Source organism: Deinococcus sp. QL22 (genome assembly GCF_023370075.1).
Lineage (GTDB): Bacteria > Deinococcota > Deinococci > Deinococcales > Deinococcaceae > Deinococcus.
In genome coordinates, this window is sequence record NZ_CP097152.1 from 523,009 (window position 1) to 541,487 (window position 18,479).

Sequence of the window (18,479 nt, forward strand, 5' to 3'; positions counted from 1 at the left end):
GGTGGCGTCCTGTGGCCCTGCCCCCAGCAGACGAGCTGGAACTCCAAGAAGCCGCCCTCCTCCTCCAAGTCAGCCCTGATGAAATCACGAGGCTTATCGAAGAGGACAGCTTGCCCCACCACCAGGTAGGAGCCAAGTGGGTGGTGTACCGCGAGGATGTCTTGGCCTATCAGGACTGGGCCAGCCCAGTCGACCGGACAGAAGAAACCGAGTCGGACTCAGATGGACACGTCGAACACAGGTGAGAGTGAAGCGAGCCTGCCCGAAGCATCGATCTCCCCCATAGGGTTTGGCCTTGAACGCCTGCTAGATCAAGAACCGACCGTTCAAAACGTATTTGCGGAACAGAACACACATTTGCCAGCCCTCGCAATGCACTCTTGCTCCCAGCGACTGCTGGAATCGAGGACAACACACTTGACAACGGCCTCATGGCCTAAAAATCATGGGTACTCTATACCCTCAAGACGTATCCGAGGCCCCTTCTTGGCCTTCCTGTGAGGTCAGGCATCATAGGCCAAAAGTTTTGTTTAACCTGTGGCCCTGACGTTAACAGCGTTCCTTGCGATTCTCAGCCGCCATACCTCACCCTAAAACCACTTGGCGTGAACGAGGTCACCAGGGAACCTCCAGCTGGTTTGCCGTCCAATTCACTTAGGTTGCAACGAAGGTGCCGCACGGGAGGGTATCAGGTCTGCCCGCTCTACCGTCCAACTCCGTGACCACCAGCGCCAACAAGTGAAGGAGATTTCATGGGTGCCGACTGTGACACCAACTCTAGTCACGCTGCCTCTAGGACAGCTATCGATTCGTTCCCGGGACATGCCTAAATTTCAGACAAGCTGGTCATTTCAGGGAATAACTCAGTGTAAATACTAACTGAAATCAGATCATCACGCATTGCCCCTGCGCAATATCAATGCTCATGCTTCAGCCAGCAGGCATTGATGTTCAACTATCCTCCCGACCAGATTTCTGCCCATAAGCACCTTGGTCGTTGGGACGTTCCCGCTGAGGCCGAAGCTTCGCAGATCATTGCCAGTGAGGCACACCGGCCGACACGCCTTCCTACAGCGGGAGCCAGGGCAAAGGCCGAGCGCTGGGGGAGGGACAGGAGAGAGGGGCCTGCATGGCAAGTGTTCGCTCTCGGCAAGCGTCAAGATAAATTCGGCCCTCCAGTTTATTTATGGGTTGTCCAAAGCAAAGCGCAAAATAGGTTATTAGAGGAATAAAATATGGATATCGTAACCAGACGAGATCTGCCTCACGGCCAAAAGCAGTCCTCACCCACTGAACCGGATCCATGTAACATTGACCGGCTCAAACCCGACCTCACAGGAAGGCCAGGAAGGGGCCTCGAACAAGGTGTGAGTACGTCTGTACCCCTCCTTACCAGCCCGCGAGATCGTCTTTCAAGTCATCGGCGGCCAGCTGAGCGTAGCCTCGGCGCGTTGTATCCACGGATTCATGTCCCAGGTGGGCCGCCACCCGTCCGAAGTCCTTGATCTGCCGGAGGAGGCGGGTGCCCGCATATTTGCGCCCTGGATGAAAGCCACGAAAGGGAACAGCGCCCAGCTTGAAGGCTTTTTCGACGTGGTACCGCGCGGTCATGACGCTGGCATAGCGGAACACTTGGGTACTGGCGGTGGTTCGTTTCCCGTCGGTATGTTCTGCCCCCCCCGGCCCGTAGAGACTCCGGTAGAGCCGGGCGGCCCGGCTCAGGCTGCTGCTCATGGCCACGAAACGGCCCTTGCGTCCCTTACCACTGCGGACGTGGATTCGCTTGGCACTTTCGTCGACGTCATCCCAGGCTAAGGCCAGGGCTTCACTGATCCGCAGTCCCGCATGGGCAGTCACAAACAACAAAAACTTGACCTGAACGTCGGCGTATTCGAGGACATCAGCCAGCTCATCTTCGGTATAGGGTGGCCGCTTGACGATCCCGGGCGTGTGGTCTTTGGGTACCTTGGCATCCCGGAACGGATCGGATTCGGTGGCACCCGCCCAGCGCAGCGCACGGTAGAAGCACGAGGCGGCAGCGACTTTCAATTGCACGCCCGCGGGCTGGCGTCCAGCCGCCAGCATGTGATTGATGTAGTTCTGCGCGTCATGCCGTCCGGGGCGCAGCAGGTTCACCGCTTGAGCCGTGGCGTACTCGAGAAACTGCCGGGCCCCCAAGGCGTACGCTTCGACGGTGCGGGGACTGGTGAGCACTCCACTGCCCCCCTGATGGGCCAGGTAAGCCGTCGTCAAGCTGACCAGCACCGGAATGTCCTGCTCTGCGGCGGCTCTGACGGCCCGGCGTTTAAGTTCATCGTCATGCAGGTTCGTCCACTCCCGGCTATGAGCCAGGAGATTGCCCCGGTACTGGACGAGCGTCATGCTGGATGAGGGCCGACCTCGCCCTTCAAGTACCGTTTCCACTGGGCATTAACACTTTTCGGGGAGACGGCGGCGTGTGGATCATGGCGCATGAACTTGAACCAGGCCAGGGTTTCAGGGTCACCTTGAGCCGCTTGCTCCAGATGAAGCTGGTAGCCATGCACCCCGCCACTGTCTTCGCAGGGGGCGACTCCGTGGGCGGCTGTACACGTCTTCAGGAGGGTGCCCGCCACCGTCATGGGCTTCAGAGTCACCGCACAATTCCAGCAGTCGCCGTAGTCATAGACGTAGGTCAGAGTGGGCACCGAACTCCCCGGCCAGAACACATTCAGCCGGTGTTCGGTGAGGGCCAAGGTCATCAAACGCTCGTCGTGGACAAGGGTCAGGTCACAGTCGGGCATCTGGGGGTCTTCATACGTATGCGCTCCACTGGCTTGGGTGAAGATGAACTGGTGCAGGTGGGCATTCCACCACCCAAAGCTGCCTTGAATGGCGTGGTGGAGATCTCCCAAGTGGGCGGCGGCAGGAAGCACCAGCGTCCGGCTCACTTCAAGACCCTCCAGGGTGACCGTGGCTTGGACGGCAGATCTAGAAACGGGGGGCATAGTGATACTCTACCGTTTTTCTGGCCTAAGTCTAGTTAGGTAAGAGAACAGCATGACTTCATCTGCTCCCCCGGCCTGGCTCATGACTTTGGCCCAGACCCTCAACATTTGGTTGACCCGGCATCCCTTCTGCAGGCGCAGTTCAGCAGAGGCGCAAAATGAGGCGAAGCCACAGCAGTGGCTGTGGCTCAGCAACTCGGGTGAAGCTTAAAAGAAGCGTATTCAGATGCCCGACAGCACCTGAGCCAGACTGATCTCCAGACCACCGCCCAAGGGTTGGGCGAGGATCTCAACCGGCTGGAGCGAGGCGATTGGTGAGGGGACGGTAAAACAGCGCGGGCAGTGCCGTCAGCTGGTCAGCCCGGCCCACTTCGCTGCTCCAAGAGCATGTCGACAGGCTTGGAGAAGATGATTTCACGCGCCTAGACGAGCTGACCTGCGCGATGCTTAGAATTCGTTCCCTCGGTGCCTGAGCGGGAAGTGCTGTTCCGGCTCTTGTAAGACCCTGTATTCAACCTTTTTCAAGACCCTTGCCTGTAGATTGGAATATTTTATTCCCCTAATAACGTATTTGAGAGGTACGATTTCGGGAGCTTGAAGGATTCGGTTCCTTCCTGCCTGAGCCGGTTCTTCCACCTTAAGCGAGGGAAGGTGGTCAGCCGTAACCGACCGGATCGGGAGCCACTGGACGTTCTTCGTCGGCGAACGTCATCTACCACTGTTGGACACAGCAGGGTTGTGTTGCCTTAACTGGCGTCACGACAAGCTGAAGGCAGGAGCGACCTGAGACTCCGTTCACCCCTGCTGCAACGGTAGACCAGGTCTGAAACGCTTGCTGGTGACTGCTTCGTCTGTTTGGCGCGGAAACGCTGGTTCGCGGGTGATGGTGGAACTGGGTGATCCGGGCGTGCAGACTCAGGAATTCGTGGGCACTGGACGGCAAACTCACCCTGAAATTCTTGGATCAGCCTGGGTTGTCACTGATGATGTCCATCGCGTCCACCTGGTTTTGCCGAGGGTCTGGACAACAGGTTCGGATTCCCACTCGCTGGGGATCATCAGGCCGTCTCAATTTATTTGATCGGGACATGGAGTTTGAGCGGCAACGCCGCTCAATTGGAAGTGCGAGAACTGGAGGGCAACTGTACGGGAGCGCAGGAGATCGCTGATCTCGGCCCTATGGCGGCCCACGGCACTCCGGAACGCTTGACCACCGTCATTCTGGACAAGGCCCCCGCGGCCCTGCGTGAACAGCGCGTGATCTGGGAGCAACAAGGACCGGATCTCCCGCCTTATGCGCCGTTCCTCAACGCAATTGAACTGGTCTGGAAGCGGTTGAAAGGCTTTCTGATGCCGCGCCGGTTCTATGACTCCCTGGCTCAGCTGCCAGCAGCCATCATGACCGCCCTCAATCTTCTCGGCGCTGTTTTTATCGAGAATATATGTGCGAGGTACTAAGGTTTCACTGGCGCGCGCTGACTCTTCACTACCACCCGCATGAACGACAAATAAAGAGTATGTTGAACGCTGATCGCCTCACGTTGAATACAACCACTCAGCCCCTTCGGGATACTGGTTTAGGAAGCGTGACCAAGACGTTATGCCGTACAACTCATCCGTGTTTTGAATGGAGAACCTATGTCCCAGCAAACTGCGTCCGCCCGGAAACTTCAAGTGTTCTCACGGGGGCTCGCGCTGGCCCTCTCCCTGGGGTTGTCACTTGCAAGCGCCCAGAATGCACGGCAAAGTACCCTGGTCATCGGCGGCGATTTCTCGGATCTGATTACACTGGATCCAGGTGTGTCCTACGAATTCAGCGGCTCGCTGGTCGCGGGCAACCTGTATGACACACTGGTGATTTACGAGGGAAACAATCTCAAGACCCTGAAGCCCCGCCTGGCGTCGAGCTGGACGGTCACCCCCACGGCCGCCGGATCACGCATCACCTTCAAGCTGCGGGACGCCAAGTTCAGCACCGGGCGCCCCGTCACGGCGGCTGATGTCATCTATTCCCTCACGCGCGTCATTGCGCTCAAAACGCCGTCCAGCTTCCTGCTGACCGACGTGGCGAACATCACTGCCAAGTCGCTCAGCGCGCCCGATGCAAGAACCGTGGTCATCGACATTCCCAAGACCGCCAACCCTAATATCGTGCTGGCGCTGCTGACCTTTAATGTGGGCGGTGTGATCGACTCCACCGAAGCCAAGGCGCATGAAGTGAAGGGCGACTTCGGCACAGCCTGGCTCAAGGATCATTCGGCAGGCAGTGGGCCGTTCATGCTCAACCGCTGGGACCGCAGCGCTCAGCTGGCGCTGGACGTTAATCCCAATGCATTTCGCAAGTCGCCCAACATCAAGCGCGTGATCCTGCGTTACATGCTCGAATCAGCCGCGCAGCAGAGCTCTCTGAACTCTGGCGAGATCGACGTGGCCTGGGATTACACGCCCGACGCTTTTAAGGCCGCACAGAGCAATCCCAAACTCAAAACGCTCAAAACCGATACCTTTCAGTTGCAGTACTTGGGCATGAACTCCAGCAAAGGCTCGCCCTTTGAGGATCCTCGCGTGCGTGAGGCGGTGCGCTACGCTCTTGACCAGGACGGCATGATCGACAGTCTGCTTCAGGGTCTGGGACGCAAAACGCAGACCATCATCCCGATTGGACTGGCCGGATCCGACCCCAAGATTTACTATCCGTACAACCTTGCCAGAGCCAAAGCGCTGCTTACGGCGGCGGGCAAACCTAACGGCTTTAGCGTGGACTTTCTGGTCAGCACCGGATCGTGCGCGGGCGGGGTACCGTGCCAAGATCTCGCCGCCAAAGTTCAGTCCGATCTCGCGAAGATCGGTATTAAGGCCAACATCCGCCAGATGGTCAACTCTGAATTGCTCACCGTTTACCGCGCCCAAAAAGCCGAGTTGATTCAGGTGGCCTGGAGCCCTGATTATCCCGATGCGGACGGTAACGGCACCCCACTGAGCGACTACGCCGCCAAATCTCTGGCCTGGCGCAACAGTTGGAATAACCCGGCGGCCAGCAAACTGGCCCAGGCAGCGGCTGTCGAGACCAACAGCACCAAGCGGCTGGCTCAGTATGGTCAGCTCACGGCGCTGCTTGCCAAGGAAGGTCCCTTCGCCGTCCTGTTTCAACCCTATAAACCCATTGTCCTTCAGGCGGGCGTTTCTGGCTTTAACCGCAACGCCAATGGCGACGTGCAATTCGAGAAGATCAGCAAGAAGTGAGGGTAGAGTGGGGATGAGAGCGGCTCCCAGATGGCGGGGGCCGCCTCATCCCCCTACGGCTGCAGATTTCAGCTCCATGAACGGCGTGAATCGAGCTGCAGATAAAGAACCGTGGCCTTTAAGAGCCCACGCCCACGGCGTTGCCACAAGACCACAACGCTCAAGAGATAAACCAGGCCACAAGGAGAACCTTTGCTGATCTACATTGTGCGCCGCCTCGCCCTGATGGTACTGGTGCTGTGGGGCGTGACCCTGGGCGCGTTTCTGATTTCACACGCGCTGCCCGCTGACCCGGCGGCGGCAGCGATGGGCAACAATGCCCGCGAGGAACAACTGGCCGACTTCCGCGAGCGCAACGGCCTGAACAAGCCGCTGGCAACGCAGTACGTGATCTACATGGGCCAGTTGCTGCGCGGCGATATGGGAACCTCGCTGCGAACCCAGAACGAGATCGTCGAGGATCTGCGCACCTTTTTTCCGGCGACGCTGGAACTGACGCTGGTGGCCGTCGTGTTTGCAGTGCTGATCGGCCTCCCGCTGGGGGTGATCGCCGCTTTGTACCAGGGGCGGCCACCAGACTTACTGGCCCGCACCTTTGCGGTGCTGGGCGGGGCCACGCCGGTGTACTGGCTGGCGATTCTGGCGCTGACGTTGTTCCATGAGCGCCTGGGCTGGCTCCCGGGGCCGGGCCGCCTGGACGTCTACAACCTGCCCCCCCCCACCCATACGGGATTGGTTTTAATTGACAGTCTGCTGGCCCGTGATCTGGCCGTATTCTGGGATGGGCTGCGGCACCTGATCCTGCCTGCCCTGGTGCTGGGGGCGTATTCGGCCGCGCTGCTGACCCGCATGACCCGCAGCGCGCTGCTGGAGGTGCTGTCCCAGGACTACATCCGCACGGCCCGCTCCAAGGGACTGACCCCGGCGCGGGTGCTCGGTAAGCACGCGGTTCGCAATGCAGCGCTGCCTATGCTGACCGTGCTGGGCAGCCTGTTTGGCAGCCTGCTGACCGGCGCGGTGCTCACTGAGACGATCTTTTCATGGCCGGGGATCGGCGGCTACGCCACCACTTCCGCCATCAGTTTGGACTTTCCAGCCGTCATGGGCGTCACGCTGATCGCGGGCCTGGCGTACTCGGTGGTCAACCTGCTGGTCGACCTGGCCTACGGCTTCTTCGATCCCCGGATCAGCTTCTCATGACGGCTATCCTGGCGGCAGAGAGCGGGACGGGCAGCGCGGTCTGGCGGCGGTTCCGGCGCAACACTGGGGCCATGATCGGACTGGTGCTGCTGGTGTTTCTGGTGGTGTTGGCTGTGCTGGGGCCGCTTCTGGTGGGCAGTCCCAGCACTCAGGATCTGGCCGCGCGGCTGGCCCCGCCCTCTGCCGCGCACCTGCTGGGCACCGATCAACTGGGCCGCGACGTGCTGACACGGGTACTCAGCGGCGCGCGTATTTCGCTGGGCATTGGCGTGAGCGTCATGCTGGCCTCGCTGCTGGTGGGCTCGGCGGCGGGTCTGGTGGCGGGACTGCTGGGCGGCTGGTGGGACGAGGTGATCATGCGCGTCACCGATATATTTCTGGCTTTTCCTGGCCTGATCCTGGCCATGGCGATCTCAGCGGCGCTTGGGCCAAGCCTGACCAACGTGATGATCGCCGTGGCACTGGTGTCGTGGCCCACCTACGCCCGCCTGATTCGTGCCCAGGTTCTGGCCCTGCGTGAGCGCGAGTTTGTGGAAGCTGCCCGCGCACTGGGCAGTTCGCAGAGCCGCGTGGCCTTCCGGCACCTGCTGCCCAACTCACTGGCCCCACTGCTGGTGCAGGGCAGTTTCGACGTGGGCAGCGCCATTCTGACCGCCGCAGGACTGGGATTTATCGGCTTCGGCGCGCAGCCCCCCACCCCCGAATGGGGCGCGATGGTCTCTGAGACCCGCAATTACATCGCGCAGGCTCCGTGGGCTTCCAGTGCTCCGGCGCTCGCCATTTTGATGACAGTCCTGGCCTTTAACCTGCTTGGCGACGGCCTGCGCGACGTTTTCGATCCCAGGAGAGGGGTATGACACCCGGAAACCGGTGAAGAGCCGCTGGATGACAGCGTGTCCCTGCCAAATCTCGGGAACCCCCATTCGGCCCTTCTATTCAGGCTTCTTACTTCAGGCGCGTGGGAACCTGGATATCGCAGATACTGAAATCTGCGCCCTTCTCCCGCCGCACCTGGTCCACCAGTTGCGCAAAGGCTGAACTCTGCGTATCTAGCATTTCGACGACGGGACGTTGGCCTTCCGGGAGGTCGGCGGCCACCTGCACACGCTGCATGATGTCGGGATTGGCCGGGGGTTCTCCAGCAGCCAGCGAGGTCACCACTTCGCGCCCCATCACGGTATTGCCCCAGGCGGTGTACTGCAGGCCCAGCCGGAATGACGACGCCCCACGCATGAAGAAGATTTCGCTGTTGGCGCTGTTCTGGGCCTCCCCCCGCCCCATCCCGGCCACGCCTGGACAGTACGCGCCCCAGGCCTGGAAGTCCGGCACATTGCGCCGCCGGGTCTCGGCATCCGAGACGGTGAGGATCGGCATGGTGCCCAGAAAACCAGCATTGCCGTCGCTGGTCCGGGTGACCTGCCGCCAGACTGTTTTGTCTGGCAACCTCACCGAGAACTCGGGGTCGAGATTCGGGTGGGTGGAGGTTCCCCCATCCTTGTTGTTGGGATTGCCCGTCTGCACGACGAAGAGGTCGATCACGCGGTGAAATTGCAAGCCATCGTAAACTTTTTCGCGCGCCAGCAGCTTGATGCGCTCGACGGCCTTGGGCGCCAGATCAGGGCGCATCTCGACGATCATGCGCCCTTTGGTGGTGTCGATGACCAGGAGATTTTGTGGATCAATGGGAACCCAGCGGGCTTGAGTCTGCACAGACTGCATTGGAGCACATGACGCGAGCAGCCCGAGCCACACTACAGATGCTTTCATGGTTCAGTATTGGGGTTTAACGGCGGGGCGTCAATCTACGCCGGGTGAACGGGAGGCGGCAGGAGTGCATCTCACCGCAGGAGAAGGCAGGGACAATCGGTCAGCTCGGTCAGCAAGGTGGAGATCCTCAGTACCCGACACTTTTTGACGGGTTGAAATCTCTCGTCTGATCCGTCAAAACAGAACGCGTCCCCTGCCACGCTGACCCATCTGACGCGCTGCTTTTGTGCTCATTTTCCGGAGTACCGCAAAAACCAAGTGGAATTGCTCTCCTTGGTCGTCCTCGCACTTCTTCAAGCCAAGGACGTCCGGCATGCGGAACTGGCTGAGCGCTTCCCGGGAAGCGCTCAGACGTCTTCGGTCATTCGCCGAATTGAGCGGTTTTTCAACCGCCATCCTCTGTGCCCGGCTGATCTTGCCGCTGTCGTGCTGAGGCTGCTTCCGGATGCCCGGAAGCGAGAATTTATCATTGACCGCACGAATTGGAAGCTGGGTCAGGCAGATGTGAACGCACTGGTGCTGGCTGTCTTGTGGCGTGGTGTCGCCATTCCACTCCTCTTCGAGCTGCTGCCCCATGGGGCAGCAGCAGCACCGAAATCCGGCTAACCCTGATGAACGACGTGCTTTGCCTTCTGTCCTGCCAGGAGATCGCCGTGCTCTATGCCGACCGGGAATGTATTGGCCAAGACTGGATTGGTGGGCTGTCTCGTGCGGGCCCAACCCCTCTGTGTCCGACTCCGGCAGGACACGTTCATTGATGGCTCTCCCGCACGAGACTGGCTGCAGGGACTGCAGCCAGGGATGAAAGGCATTTTGGTTGATCAGGCCGAGGTCTACGGTCAACCAATGAATGTCGTCCTGACCTACAGCCAGGATGGGCAGGTGCTGATTATTGCCAGCACTTCCGGTTCTGCCAGCCGCATCCTCTCCGGGTATCGTAAGAGGTTCCGCGTTGAGTGTCTGTTCCGAGCTTTGAAAAGCAAGGGATTCAAGCTGGAAAGCACCCACATGACGCTCCACGATCACGTGGAGCGCCTGCTCTGCCTGCTGACCCTGGCGTACGTATGGTGCGTGCTGGTGGGTGTTCTCCAAACGTGCACCATGAAGGTGCACGGTCGGCGAGCCTGGAGTGTCGTGACGCTGGGCCTCCGGAACCTCGTGCGGACATTCGCCCGCATCCACGAGCGTGGGGAGGCGGAAGCCCTTCAACTCATTGGGCTTTTGAAACCCAGCCAGACGCTCAATTCATAAAGTGTCGGGTACTGAGGTGGAGATCAATCAAAACTCCATTCTCGACTGCTTCCTTCTATCCACATCAGGTCAGAGGGTTGTGTTGCCTTAACTGGATCAGGGTACGCTGATCGTCTGTGACCGACGTCAAGCCCTACCGCCACCGATTCCCAACAACTATCATTCAGCACGCCGTTTGGCTGTACCACCGCTTTTCTTTGAGTGACCGGGATGTCCAAGAATTGCTCCACCAACGCGGCCCAACAGGTCAGCCACGAAACTCTCCGCGAATGGTGTCTTAAATTCAGCACCCTTTTCGCTGAGGAACTGCGCCACCGGGAACCCCGGCGGGGTTCCCGGTGGTCTCTGATTGATGTGTGTACGAGCGTCGGTGGCGTCCGATACTGGCTCTGGAGAGCAGTCGACGAGCACGGCTTCGTGCAGGGCATCTTCCTCCAACGTCACCGTGAGAGCGAGGCCGCGAAAACGTTTCTGATCCGACTCCTGGGTGAATACGATGTCCCAGAGGTTATTCACACCGATCGGCTGCGAAGTTACGGAGCTGCGATACGGGAACTTCTGATGCTCGATCATGTTAACCCTAAGCACCTGACACTTCGAGAAGTTGACGTCCCAGTGGGCGGGAAAGGTGTGCTGAGGAGCTGAAGGCAGCTCCAAAAGGCGTCTCTACCCCACCGCACGGCCTCACTGAGGGCCATCTACCCGGTGCGCACCTGACTTCGGATGGCTCGCCCCCGATGGTCAGACCTCGTCGAGGTCTGCCGCTGATCTTCCGCCCCGACCCGGGCCATCCAGGCCAAGGCGATGCACAGCAACCCGAACAGCCTCGAAATCCGGTCGGCGGCTGTCATCTGCGTGGCTTCCAGGTTCAGTCCCCTTGATTTGAGGGCCGAGAACGCACACTCGATGCCCCACCTGAGCCGGTACGTGTGAAGAACGTCCCTGACAGGCAAATCCGAAGCGACGATCACCCTATCCTCCGCAGGGGACAGGGTGATGACCACCTGCATCCAGCCACCATATACCCAGGTTCGCTCAAAGAGCGTCCGCGCTTCACCGGGTTTCAGGTGGGTGAACAGGTCACGGACAAGTTCATCTTCAATCCGGGTGTTTTCCCGGATGCGCAGACACTGCCGGATCTGTTTCCAGCGCAGGAAACGGCACCATTCCTGCCCAATGAACTCTCGGTCGGCGATCAACACCGCCCAGCGTTTGGCAGGCAGCACTTTGAGCAGTCGAGCCACCAACAGAATGCGGGCTGCGGTGCAGGTGTTGCCCTGGTGAGGGAGGACTGTCCACACCAGCGGGATCACGGCGCCCCCGAGGAGGGCGCCCAAGACAAGAATATTGAGAGGGGTCTGACCGGAATGCCAGGTCGTGCGGTCCATCACCAGGGTGAGTTTACTGTCGGGGAACAAGGGAAGCAGGACGTCTGTGACGTCCTGCGGGGTGAGCTGGGCATCGTGAAACACCTGTGCCACGACGCGAGTTTTGGACTCCAGAGTCGCGTCTCGGGCAGATGAAGAGCGATCTTGCGGTGGAGGGTGGATTCGGCCTGGAGAAGTGCCAGGAGCACTTCGGCCAGCCGCTTCAGAGCATCCATGCGGCGGTGCGGGAGACGGGTGTTGAGATGGGCGGCGAGCGTGTCACTCTTGCAGCAGGGCGGTTTCGGTGTTCGTCACAGACTCTGATATCGCCCTTTGTCATGTCGCACTGCGTCTAGGACGCCATTTACCTCAAAGTGTCAGGGGCTGAGGTGTTGACCACCAGCAGGTGATTTCTACCTTGCGCTGCAACAACATGATCGAGCAGTCCCACCGTCCTACACAGAGTCACGAAAGACAACAGCAGGGATTCAAACGGAGGAAACGTACACAGGAATTTCTCAACCTGCACGCCCGAACCTCTGAATCTTCACCATCACACCCGAACCAGTGTGACCGCCATGACCAGAAGAAAGAACCAGAAGCAAGCGTTCCAGACGTGGTCTGCGGCCACCCCTGCTCTCCACATGACGCACGGCAAGTTAAGGCAACACAACCGGGCCGATACTTCCGGGTCTTGAGTCCAGTGGCCTACCCGGTACATGCCGCTGTAGAACCAACGGCCTTCTCCCTTCATCACCTCTGGCCCCTTCATAAACACGGGAATGGCTTCGGCCTGCTGACACAATATCGCCGCAGATCCTTCGACGCCTGACCCCTCCCCCACCAGAATTTCACGCGGCGCGAATGGCCCTTTCTTCACGCTGAAGCACCCGGCAACGACCCTGCCTTCTTTCCGCTTTTAACTGAACTTAAGAGCAAGTCCACCTATCGATAAAAGCTTGTTCCTGCCCGTTCGCCTGTTCTGGTAACGCGGATTACCCGAGAAAATTCGTACTATTGGTAGAAATTGAAGTTGCCTTCAACTCAAGACGGCACGCTAAGCCACGTTTAGTACAAAACCTGACGTGATCCCACGACTTAGATTTACACCTGAATCAATAATGGTACTCCGTTGAATTGGCTTGATGTTCTCAGAAACACGTTGTTCTTCGCAGCTTGGATTGGTTGACCTCAGCAATAAAAACGGCTTTCCACTCCTTGGTTACGCTCAGTCAACGGAGTACCCGCACTCAGCGTGCCCGCCAAGACCTAGGGCTTTCACTGCTGACCGTCCAGCCGTCAACTCTTGACCTATGCAGACATTGAACCAGCCCCAGATCGATCGGGAGGAATGACGGGGCCAGCTCATATTTTGAGAACAGGGAACGCACATCTCCGTCGCATGGCCTACCTGAATCCCATAGGGGCCATGAAACGGGGCGAAGTGGCTCTCGTGCTTCCACTTCGCCCCCTGGTGCTCCGGCTTACTTCACGAGGCCGATGTCTTGCAAGATACCTTTAGTCCGCACGGCTTCCAGTTTCAGGAACACGTCGAACTTGCTGCCGCTCATGTACAGGTCTGTCCAGTTGCGGGTCTTCAGGGTGTCTTTCCAAGCTTTGGATTTGTGCATCTTGTCCAGCGCTGCCACCAGCGCCGATTTCTCGCTGGCGCTGATGCCGGGAGGAGCCACGATGCCGCGCCAGTTGGCCAGATCAATGTTGTAGCCCTGAGATTTAAGCGTGGGTACAGCAATTCCGGCCTGAGCTTTGGGCGCACTGATGCCGATGGCCCGCAATTTTCCGGCCTTGATCTGGGCCTCGAACTCGCCGTAGCCTGCCACGCCTGCCGCGACCTGATTGCCCAGCAAGGCTGCCAGGGTTTCGCCGCCGCCACTGAAGGGCACATAGTTCATCTTTTTGGGGTCTACGCCCGCCGCCCGCGCCAGCAGGCCCACCAGCATATGGTCGGTGCCGCCCGCGCTGCCGCCTGCGAAGGCTACTGCGCCGGGGTTGGCCTTCCAAGCGGCGACCAGGTCGGCGGTGTTTTTATACGGGCTGCTGGCAGGCACCACCAGCACCTCATATTCCCCGGTCAGGCGGGCAATCGGGGTCACACGGCTCAGGTCGACTTTAGAGTTGTTGGTCTGGATCGCGCCGACCATCACGAGGCCCATGGTCATCAGCAGGTTGCCGTCGCCCTTGGCGTTGTACAGCTGCGCCAGACCAATCGTGCCGCCCGCGCCGGGAACGTTGAACACCTGCACGGGCTTGACCACACCTTCGTCTTGCAGAACGGTTTGCAGCGAGCGGCTGGTCTGATCCCAGCCACCGCCAGGGGCAGCCGGGGCCATGATGCGCAGGTTGTTGATGCCCTGAGCGTGTGTGACAGGCGCGGCCAGCAGCAAGGCGGAGAGGGTCAGGAGTGTTTTTTTACTGGTCATAGACATGCGCTTTATGGACATGGGGTGCCTCCGGGGGCAGGGTGTTGGTGATGGAGAGGGCTTGTCGAACGAGCTGAACGAGAAGAGTGAAACTACAATTCGTCTACTAAAAATCAAATGGAATTCAGTTGCTCCGCTGAACTGTGATCTTCTGCTCAACTTTGAGGACTCAGCGCCCGTAGCTCTAGGCTGAGTACGGTTTTTCAGTAGCTCATCTCTAGATTCAGTCTTTCAGGATGAGCTCTGAGCAGCGTATCTGTACGAAGATGAGCAGCTGAGGCGCCTGCCTTCGGCTCCTCAGCTCTCATTCGTTTGTTCCTTTTTACATCCCTGCTCGACCCCTTAGTTTTTGATGTTCAAATCTTTGAGCAGCTGGGCAACATAGCTTCGCTGCGTGCGCAGGAACCGGCCGAAGGTATCACCCGAAGCGAAGTAAGGGTTCCACTTGTTTTGAGTCAACTGTTGTTGCCAGGTTCGGGTGCGAACCATTTTCGTCATCAGGAGGGTCAGTTGGTTCCGTTCTGCGGTACTGATTCCGGCAGGAGCGACGATACCACGCCAATTAGAGACATCAACATCCAGACCTTTTTCAACGAAGGTGGGCAGATTGATGCCGTCAACCGCTTCTGGCGCTGAAATGGCCAGGCCGCGCACCTGACCACTCTTAATAAAGTCTTCCAGTTCGCTGTACCCTGCACTGACCACGTCCAGCTCGCCTCCCAGCATGGCTTTGGTGGCTTGAGAGCCGCCTGCAGAGGGGATGTACTGGATTTGCGATGTCGGAATCTTCAACTCTTGGGCCAGCCGGCTCACCGCAATGTGCCCGCTGCCTCCTGCACTGCTTCCTCCAAAGCGGATGCTTCTCGGGTTGGCCTTAAAGCTTTCCATCAAATCCTCGACGTCCCGGTAAGGCGATTTTGCCGGAACCACGAAAACCTCGTAATCCGTCGTCAGACGAGCAATAGGGGTGACATCAGTTGTCAGGTCATACGGGCTGTTGTTGAGCGGAATTCCCGCCACCATCACAAAGCCAGTCATCATGAGCTGATTGGCCTGACCACGGAGTTTGACAAATTCAGCCAATCCAAGCGTGCCGGCTTTGCCCGGCACATTGTAGACCTCGGATACGCCTCTTAATCCCTCTTTCTTGAGGGTCTCAGCCACTGCATGGGCTGTATTGTCCCAACCGCCCCCAGCTGTTGCTGGTGCCAAAATCCGCACGGGAGGCCGAGCCGTCTGAGCTTGAACACTACTTCCAACAACAAACGCCAGCATCAATATGCTCCGCAGTGAACTTTTTTGATCCTTCATCTTGACCTCTCATCTTGATCTGACCCTCACTCTCACAATGCAAAAGGAAGGGGAGCAGGGGGGTGCGGTAACGCTGCATGGGGTACCGGCACGCTTAATTTGCATGTGCTGCCGTAAGAGCAGCGTGACAGCTTCATCCTTACAGTTTCCTCACCTTTTGGCTTTCGTAATGACGAGTCCAAGCCTTTAAGGTTGCCTTGCTGCCAAGTGACCCTTGAGAGCAGATGTCCCTTCGCACCTACTTGACTGAATGAGGTTGTCATGTTTAAAGCCACCTATACCCGCGAGACTCTTCCCCCACTCCTGCAATACCTTTCGGGTATGGGGCGCTCGGGCAAGCTCAGCTGCTCAGTTTCCGCAGGCATAGAAATCACCTTGACGCTCGACCACCAGCGGGTGATGACCTGTGCATGGCAACAACTTCAACAAACGCGGTATGGCATGGAAGCTTTTCAACTTCTGATGAACACAGAGGGAGAATGCGTTTTTGAGGAAGGTTCGCTGCCTCCACTGGACGATCCCCGCGCCTTACTAGGGCTGAGCATGGAGCAGCTCCTCTTGCGGGCATTGACCGTACAGGACATTCAAAATGTTGCCCACATCCGTTCCTACAGTGTGCCGATACGGCAGGGTCAACCGCCCGCACACGTTGTATCGGATCTCATAGATGGCAAGCGAAGTGTTCAGGAGTTGGCTCAGACATTGCAATGGGAGATTGAAGAGCTTCGTATGGAGCTCGCCTCTCTTGAAGCTCAACAATGGATAACGTTTAGTACTGGCCCTCTCCTCACCGCCGAGAGCCTCACCCACTTCACGTATGAACTCACCAAAATCTTTGGCCCGGTGACGCGCATTCTCATGCGCGATGCTTTCTCGGCCTTGGGTTTGACAGCAGAATCTTTTCCCGCCGCTGCCTTGGGAGATCTGGAACACGAATTGCTGCGGATCAGTCCTGCGCAGCATCAGCCACAAGTGCGGAGCTTAATTGCGACGCTATCGACTTCTGTCACCCACAGCGTGAGAGAGCCATTTCAGGTGCAACACCTGACAGATCAGTTGACTCTCCTCATCGGTCCCATCGCTCGTGAACTCGTGCGCGAGAGCTTGCAACAGATCCGGGCACCGCAGGGGGACTTGCCAACAACGCAGGTACGACCTTTTCTTCATTCGCTGCGAGCCCTATTGCCTTCTGGACGTCACAGTGAGGCTTTAACCCTTCTGCGCCGTATTGAGAAAGACATTCAAGTCTAACTCAGTTAGCCAGCGTTCCCTCTTTCTGTTTCCCTTCGGTTCTATGCTTTTAGGAGTCCCTATGTCACTACGTGCCAAAATCTTTTTGCTGGTTTTGCTGCCTCTCTTGGTAGTTTCCAGTTTGATCCTCACGCTCATTTTCGTGCGTCAAGCAGAGCAATACCGCGCCTTACTCGTGCGCTCCGCTGCGCAATCAGCTGCTGTGTTCGGCACCGGGATCCAAGAGTTAATGGATGCCACTGGACGGCCACTCAATAGCGCTGAAGTCCAAGAAAATGCTCAAATGCGTCTCCTAGAGTTGGTCAATCTCGGTGTGACGCCGCTCTACTTTGCCACTGTCTATCAACCCAGTGGCGCCCTTGTCGCAGCCTATGACCGGAGTTTCAGCAACACGCAGACCGATACTGATATTCAGGGTTTCTCCCGCCTAATGTCGAGCGGCACTGATGCTATTGGCATCTACGCCAAGAAGAACACCCTCTTTCGTGCGACTTCGACTCAGCTCACTCCTGGAGCGCCTGTTCTCACTTTGGCGGATCGCGAGACTACGTTGATCGGGTATCCATTGCCAGGTGGTGCGGGGATCACCGTGCTCGGTTTGGACAATTCTTACGTCGAAGAGCGTGTGAGGAGTAACATTCTGCCGACCGTCGCTGTTACCCTGGTGATGGTCTTGCTGGCGGCTGTACTCGCGGCAATGTTTGCCAATCAACTGATCCAACGCATCCAGCGTCTGTCTCAACAGGTAAACGCCATCAGCATGGGAGAACTGTCACAACCGGTTCGTGTAGAAGCCAAGGATGAATTGGGCGACCTAGCACAGTCGGTCGAACGCATGCGGGTCAGTCTCGAAACCATCATGAGCCGCCTTTAGGGCTGGATTGCCTTAACTTGACAGCGACAGGTGAAGCGCAGGGGTGGGCAGGAATTCTGCCCACCCCTGTGGCAACCGCAGACCACGTCTGGAACGCTTGTTTCTGGTTGTTTCGTCTGGTCGTGGTGGAAACGCTGATTCGGGTGTGATGATGAAGATTCTCGAAGTGGGCGTGCAATGGAAGGAATTCTTACGCTTGTTTCCACCTCCTGAATCCATGACGTCGTGTGAGACGGTGTGACTGTAGGGTACGGGACGACCAAGTGATCGGGGCGATTGGAGTCAGCGGCGGCTGGGAGAGCAGGATCACGCGATCGCCGAAATGGTCTAAAGCGTCACGATGGGTAGATCGCTTCGCTGAGCCGGCCCTTCAAGGCCCATGAACGCCGACCCTGGAACCTGCACCGCAGCTCATCCGGGTTCGCGAACGCAGCGTCCAGTTGAGCTGCTTCTCCCCTCGCTAGGGCGCTGAAAGATGTTTGACAGGGCCAGCCCGCTACAGTCATTGGATGACTGCTGCTTCTCCTGTTCGGGCCACCCGGGTGCTGCTCAATGTGCTGCTAGAAAACGGCGCCCCAGTGGACGCCGTTATCGGTGGCAAGGCCGCTGCCTATTTGCGGCTTCAACCGGGCGTGATCCGGGCCGACTCCAGTTCGTCGGGAAACATGGAACTTCACTACGACGCTGAGCAGGTGACACTGGTCGAGCTGGGCCGGGCGCTGAGGCGCGCCCGGCTGCGCATGGGGATTGTGTAGGGTTGTGTCGCTTTAACTTGACCCGCGGCAGA

General features: G+C 58.4%; 15 protein-coding genes and 3 pseudogenes. 11 read left to right on the forward strand and 7 right to left on the reverse strand.

Annotated features, from left to right (window positions below; genetic code table 11):
* Positions 1 to 11 precede the first annotated feature (11 nt).
* Positions 12 to 245 (forward strand): helix-turn-helix domain-containing protein, encoded by a 234-nt coding sequence (locus M1R55_RS24715; RefSeq protein WP_249395532.1) that lies wholly within the window; start codon positions 12 to 14, stop codon positions 243 to 245.
* Positions 246 to 1,389: 1,144 nt separating this feature from the next.
* Here M1R55_RS24715 and M1R55_RS24720 read toward each other — a convergent pair.
* Both M1R55_RS24720 and M1R55_RS24725 read right to left on the reverse strand, forming a co-directional pair.
* Complete coding sequence (locus tag M1R55_RS24720; protein WP_249395533.1) at positions 1,390 to 2,382, reverse strand: site-specific integrase; 993 nt, start codon at positions 2,380 to 2,382, stop codon at positions 1,390 to 1,392.
* Positions 2,379 to 2,987 carry a plasmid pRiA4b ORF-3 family protein gene (locus tag M1R55_RS24725; RefSeq protein WP_249395534.1) on the reverse strand — a complete coding sequence of 203 codons (609 nt, stop codon included), beginning with the start codon at positions 2,985 to 2,987 and terminating at the stop codon, positions 2,379 to 2,381. Before M1R55_RS24725 ends, M1R55_RS24720 begins: the two co-directional genes overlap by 4 nt.
* Before the next feature lie 1,095 nt (positions 2,988 to 4,082).
* Here M1R55_RS24725 and M1R55_RS24730 point away from each other — a divergent pair.
* From M1R55_RS24730 to nikC, 4 genes are all read left to right on the forward strand, one after another.
* Positions 4,083 to 4,445: a hypothetical protein gene (locus tag M1R55_RS24730; protein ID WP_249395535.1), complete on the forward strand. Its 363-nt coding sequence runs from the start codon at positions 4,083 to 4,085 to the stop codon at positions 4,443 to 4,445.
* Between the two features lie 180 nt (positions 4,446 to 4,625).
* The gene (locus M1R55_RS24735; RefSeq protein WP_249395536.1) at positions 4,626 to 6,230 is read left to right on the forward strand and encodes an ABC transporter substrate-binding protein; all 1,605 of its coding nucleotides are present in this window, start codon (positions 4,626 to 4,628) and stop codon (positions 6,228 to 6,230) included.
* Between the two features lie 192 nt (positions 6,231 to 6,422).
* A complete protein-coding gene (locus tag M1R55_RS24740) occupies positions 6,423 to 7,430 on the forward strand; it encodes an ABC transporter permease (RefSeq protein WP_249395537.1) in 1,008 nt (335 codons plus the stop codon).
* Positions 7,427 to 8,287 carry a nickel transporter permease gene (gene nikC, locus M1R55_RS24745; protein ID WP_249395538.1) on the forward strand — a complete coding sequence of 287 codons (861 nt, stop codon included), beginning with the start codon at positions 7,427 to 7,429 and terminating at the stop codon, positions 8,285 to 8,287. The genes M1R55_RS24740 and nikC overlap by 4 nt, the downstream gene beginning before the upstream one ends.
* Positions 8,288 to 8,375: 88 nt before the next feature.
* On the opposite strand, the gene M1R55_RS24750 is transcribed toward nikC, so the two are convergent.
* On the reverse strand, positions 8,376 to 9,140 hold the full coding sequence (locus tag M1R55_RS24750) for a peptidylprolyl isomerase (protein WP_249395539.1): 765 nt from the start codon (positions 9,138 to 9,140) through the stop codon (positions 8,376 to 8,378).
* Positions 9,141 to 9,371: 231 nt separating this feature from the next.
* On the reverse strand, positions 9,372 to 9,773 hold the full coding sequence (locus M1R55_RS24755) for a hypothetical protein (protein ID WP_249395540.1): 402 nt from the start codon (positions 9,771 to 9,773) through the stop codon (positions 9,372 to 9,374).
* Positions 9,774 to 9,857: 84 nt separating this feature from the next.
* Here M1R55_RS24755 and M1R55_RS24760 point away from each other — a divergent pair, with 84 nt between their 5' ends.
* Together M1R55_RS24760 and M1R55_RS24765 are read left to right on the forward strand one after the other, a co-directional pair.
* Positions 9,858 to 10,448: a transposase gene (locus M1R55_RS24760; protein WP_249395541.1), complete on the forward strand. Its 591-nt coding sequence runs from the start codon at positions 9,858 to 9,860 to the stop codon at positions 10,446 to 10,448.
* 116 nt (positions 10,449 to 10,564) lie between these two features.
* Positions 10,565 to 11,015, forward strand: a pseudogene (locus M1R55_RS24765) (IS6 family transposase); the annotation flags it as partial.
* A 2-nt stretch (positions 11,016 to 11,017) separates the two neighbouring features.
* Here the strand turns inward: M1R55_RS24765 and M1R55_RS24770 are convergent.
* Positions 11,018 to 12,024 (reverse strand): annotated as a pseudogene (locus tag M1R55_RS24770) (IS4 family transposase).
* Between the two features lie 179 nt (positions 12,025 to 12,203).
* On the opposite strand from M1R55_RS24770, the pseudogene M1R55_RS24775 reads away from it, so the two are divergent.
* Positions 12,204 to 12,513: pseudogene (locus tag M1R55_RS24775) on the forward strand (hypothetical protein); the annotation flags it as partial.
* A gap of 786 nt (positions 12,514 to 13,299) precedes the next feature.
* On the opposite strand, the gene M1R55_RS24780 reads toward M1R55_RS24775, so the two are convergent.
* The gene (locus M1R55_RS24780; protein ID WP_371827295.1) at positions 13,300 to 14,277 is read right to left on the reverse strand and encodes a Bug family tripartite tricarboxylate transporter substrate binding protein; all 978 of its coding nucleotides are present in this window, start codon (positions 14,275 to 14,277) and stop codon (positions 13,300 to 13,302) included.
* 321 nt (positions 14,278 to 14,598) lie between these two features.
* The gene (locus tag M1R55_RS24785) at positions 14,599 to 15,567 is read right to left on the reverse strand and encodes a tripartite tricarboxylate transporter substrate binding protein (protein WP_249395542.1); all 969 of its coding nucleotides are present in this window, start codon (positions 15,565 to 15,567) and stop codon (positions 14,599 to 14,601) included.
* Positions 15,568 to 15,828: 261 nt separating this feature from the next.
* On the opposite strand from M1R55_RS24785, the gene M1R55_RS24790 reads away from it, so the two are divergent.
* From M1R55_RS24790 to M1R55_RS24800, 3 genes are all read left to right on the forward strand, one after another.
* Entirely contained in the window at positions 15,829 to 16,818 is a 990-nt protein-coding gene (locus M1R55_RS24790) for a hypothetical protein (protein ID WP_249395543.1), read from the forward strand.
* A gap of 61 nt (positions 16,819 to 16,879) precedes the next feature.
* The gene (locus tag M1R55_RS24795) at positions 16,880 to 17,692 is read left to right on the forward strand and encodes a HAMP domain-containing protein (protein ID WP_249395544.1); all 813 of its coding nucleotides are present in this window, start codon (positions 16,880 to 16,882) and stop codon (positions 17,690 to 17,692) included.
* 509 nt (positions 17,693 to 18,201) lie between these two features.
* Positions 18,202 to 18,447, forward strand: a complete 246-nt coding sequence (locus M1R55_RS24800; RefSeq protein WP_249395545.1) for a hypothetical protein — start codon at positions 18,202 to 18,204, stop codon at positions 18,445 to 18,447.
* The last annotated feature ends 32 nt before the right edge of the window (positions 18,448 to 18,479 follow it).

Bases quoted from the DNA above. Each gene is read 5' to 3' on its own strand.
- M1R55_RS24785 (WP_249395542.1), bottom strand. From the start codon at position 15,567: ATGAAGGATCAAAAAAGTTCACTGCGGAGCATATTGATGCTGGCGTTT.
- M1R55_RS24790 (WP_249395543.1), top strand. From the start codon at position 15,829: ATGTTTAAAGCCACCTATACCCGCGAGACTCTTCCCCCACTCCTGCAA.
- M1R55_RS24735 (WP_249395536.1), top strand. From the start codon at position 4,626: ATGTCCCAGCAAACTGCGTCCGCCCGGAAACTTCAAGTGTTCTCACGG.
- M1R55_RS24760 (WP_249395541.1), top strand. From the start codon at position 9,858: ATGCCGACCGGGAATGTATTGGCCAAGACTGGATTGGTGGGCTGTCTC.
- M1R55_RS24755 (WP_249395540.1), bottom strand. From the start codon at position 9,773: ATGGGGCAGCAGCTCGAAGAGGAGTGGAATGGCGACACCACGCCACAA.
- nikC (WP_249395538.1), top strand. From the start codon at position 7,427: ATGACGGCTATCCTGGCGGCAGAGAGCGGGACGGGCAGCGCGGTCTGG.
- M1R55_RS24720 (WP_249395533.1), bottom strand. From the start codon at position 2,382: ATGACGCTCGTCCAGTACCGGGGCAATCTCCTGGCTCATAGCCGGGAG.
- M1R55_RS24800 (WP_249395545.1), top strand. From the start codon at position 18,202: ATGACTGCTGCTTCTCCTGTTCGGGCCACCCGGGTGCTGCTCAATGTG.
- M1R55_RS24795 (WP_249395544.1), top strand. From the start codon at position 16,880: ATGTCACTACGTGCCAAAATCTTTTTGCTGGTTTTGCTGCCTCTCTTG.
- M1R55_RS24780 (WP_371827295.1), bottom strand. From the start codon at position 14,277: ATGTCCATAAAGCGCATGTCTATGACCAGTAAAAAAACACTCCTGACC.
- M1R55_RS24725 (WP_249395534.1), bottom strand. From the start codon at position 2,987: ATGCCCCCCGTTTCTAGATCTGCCGTCCAAGCCACGGTCACCCTGGAG.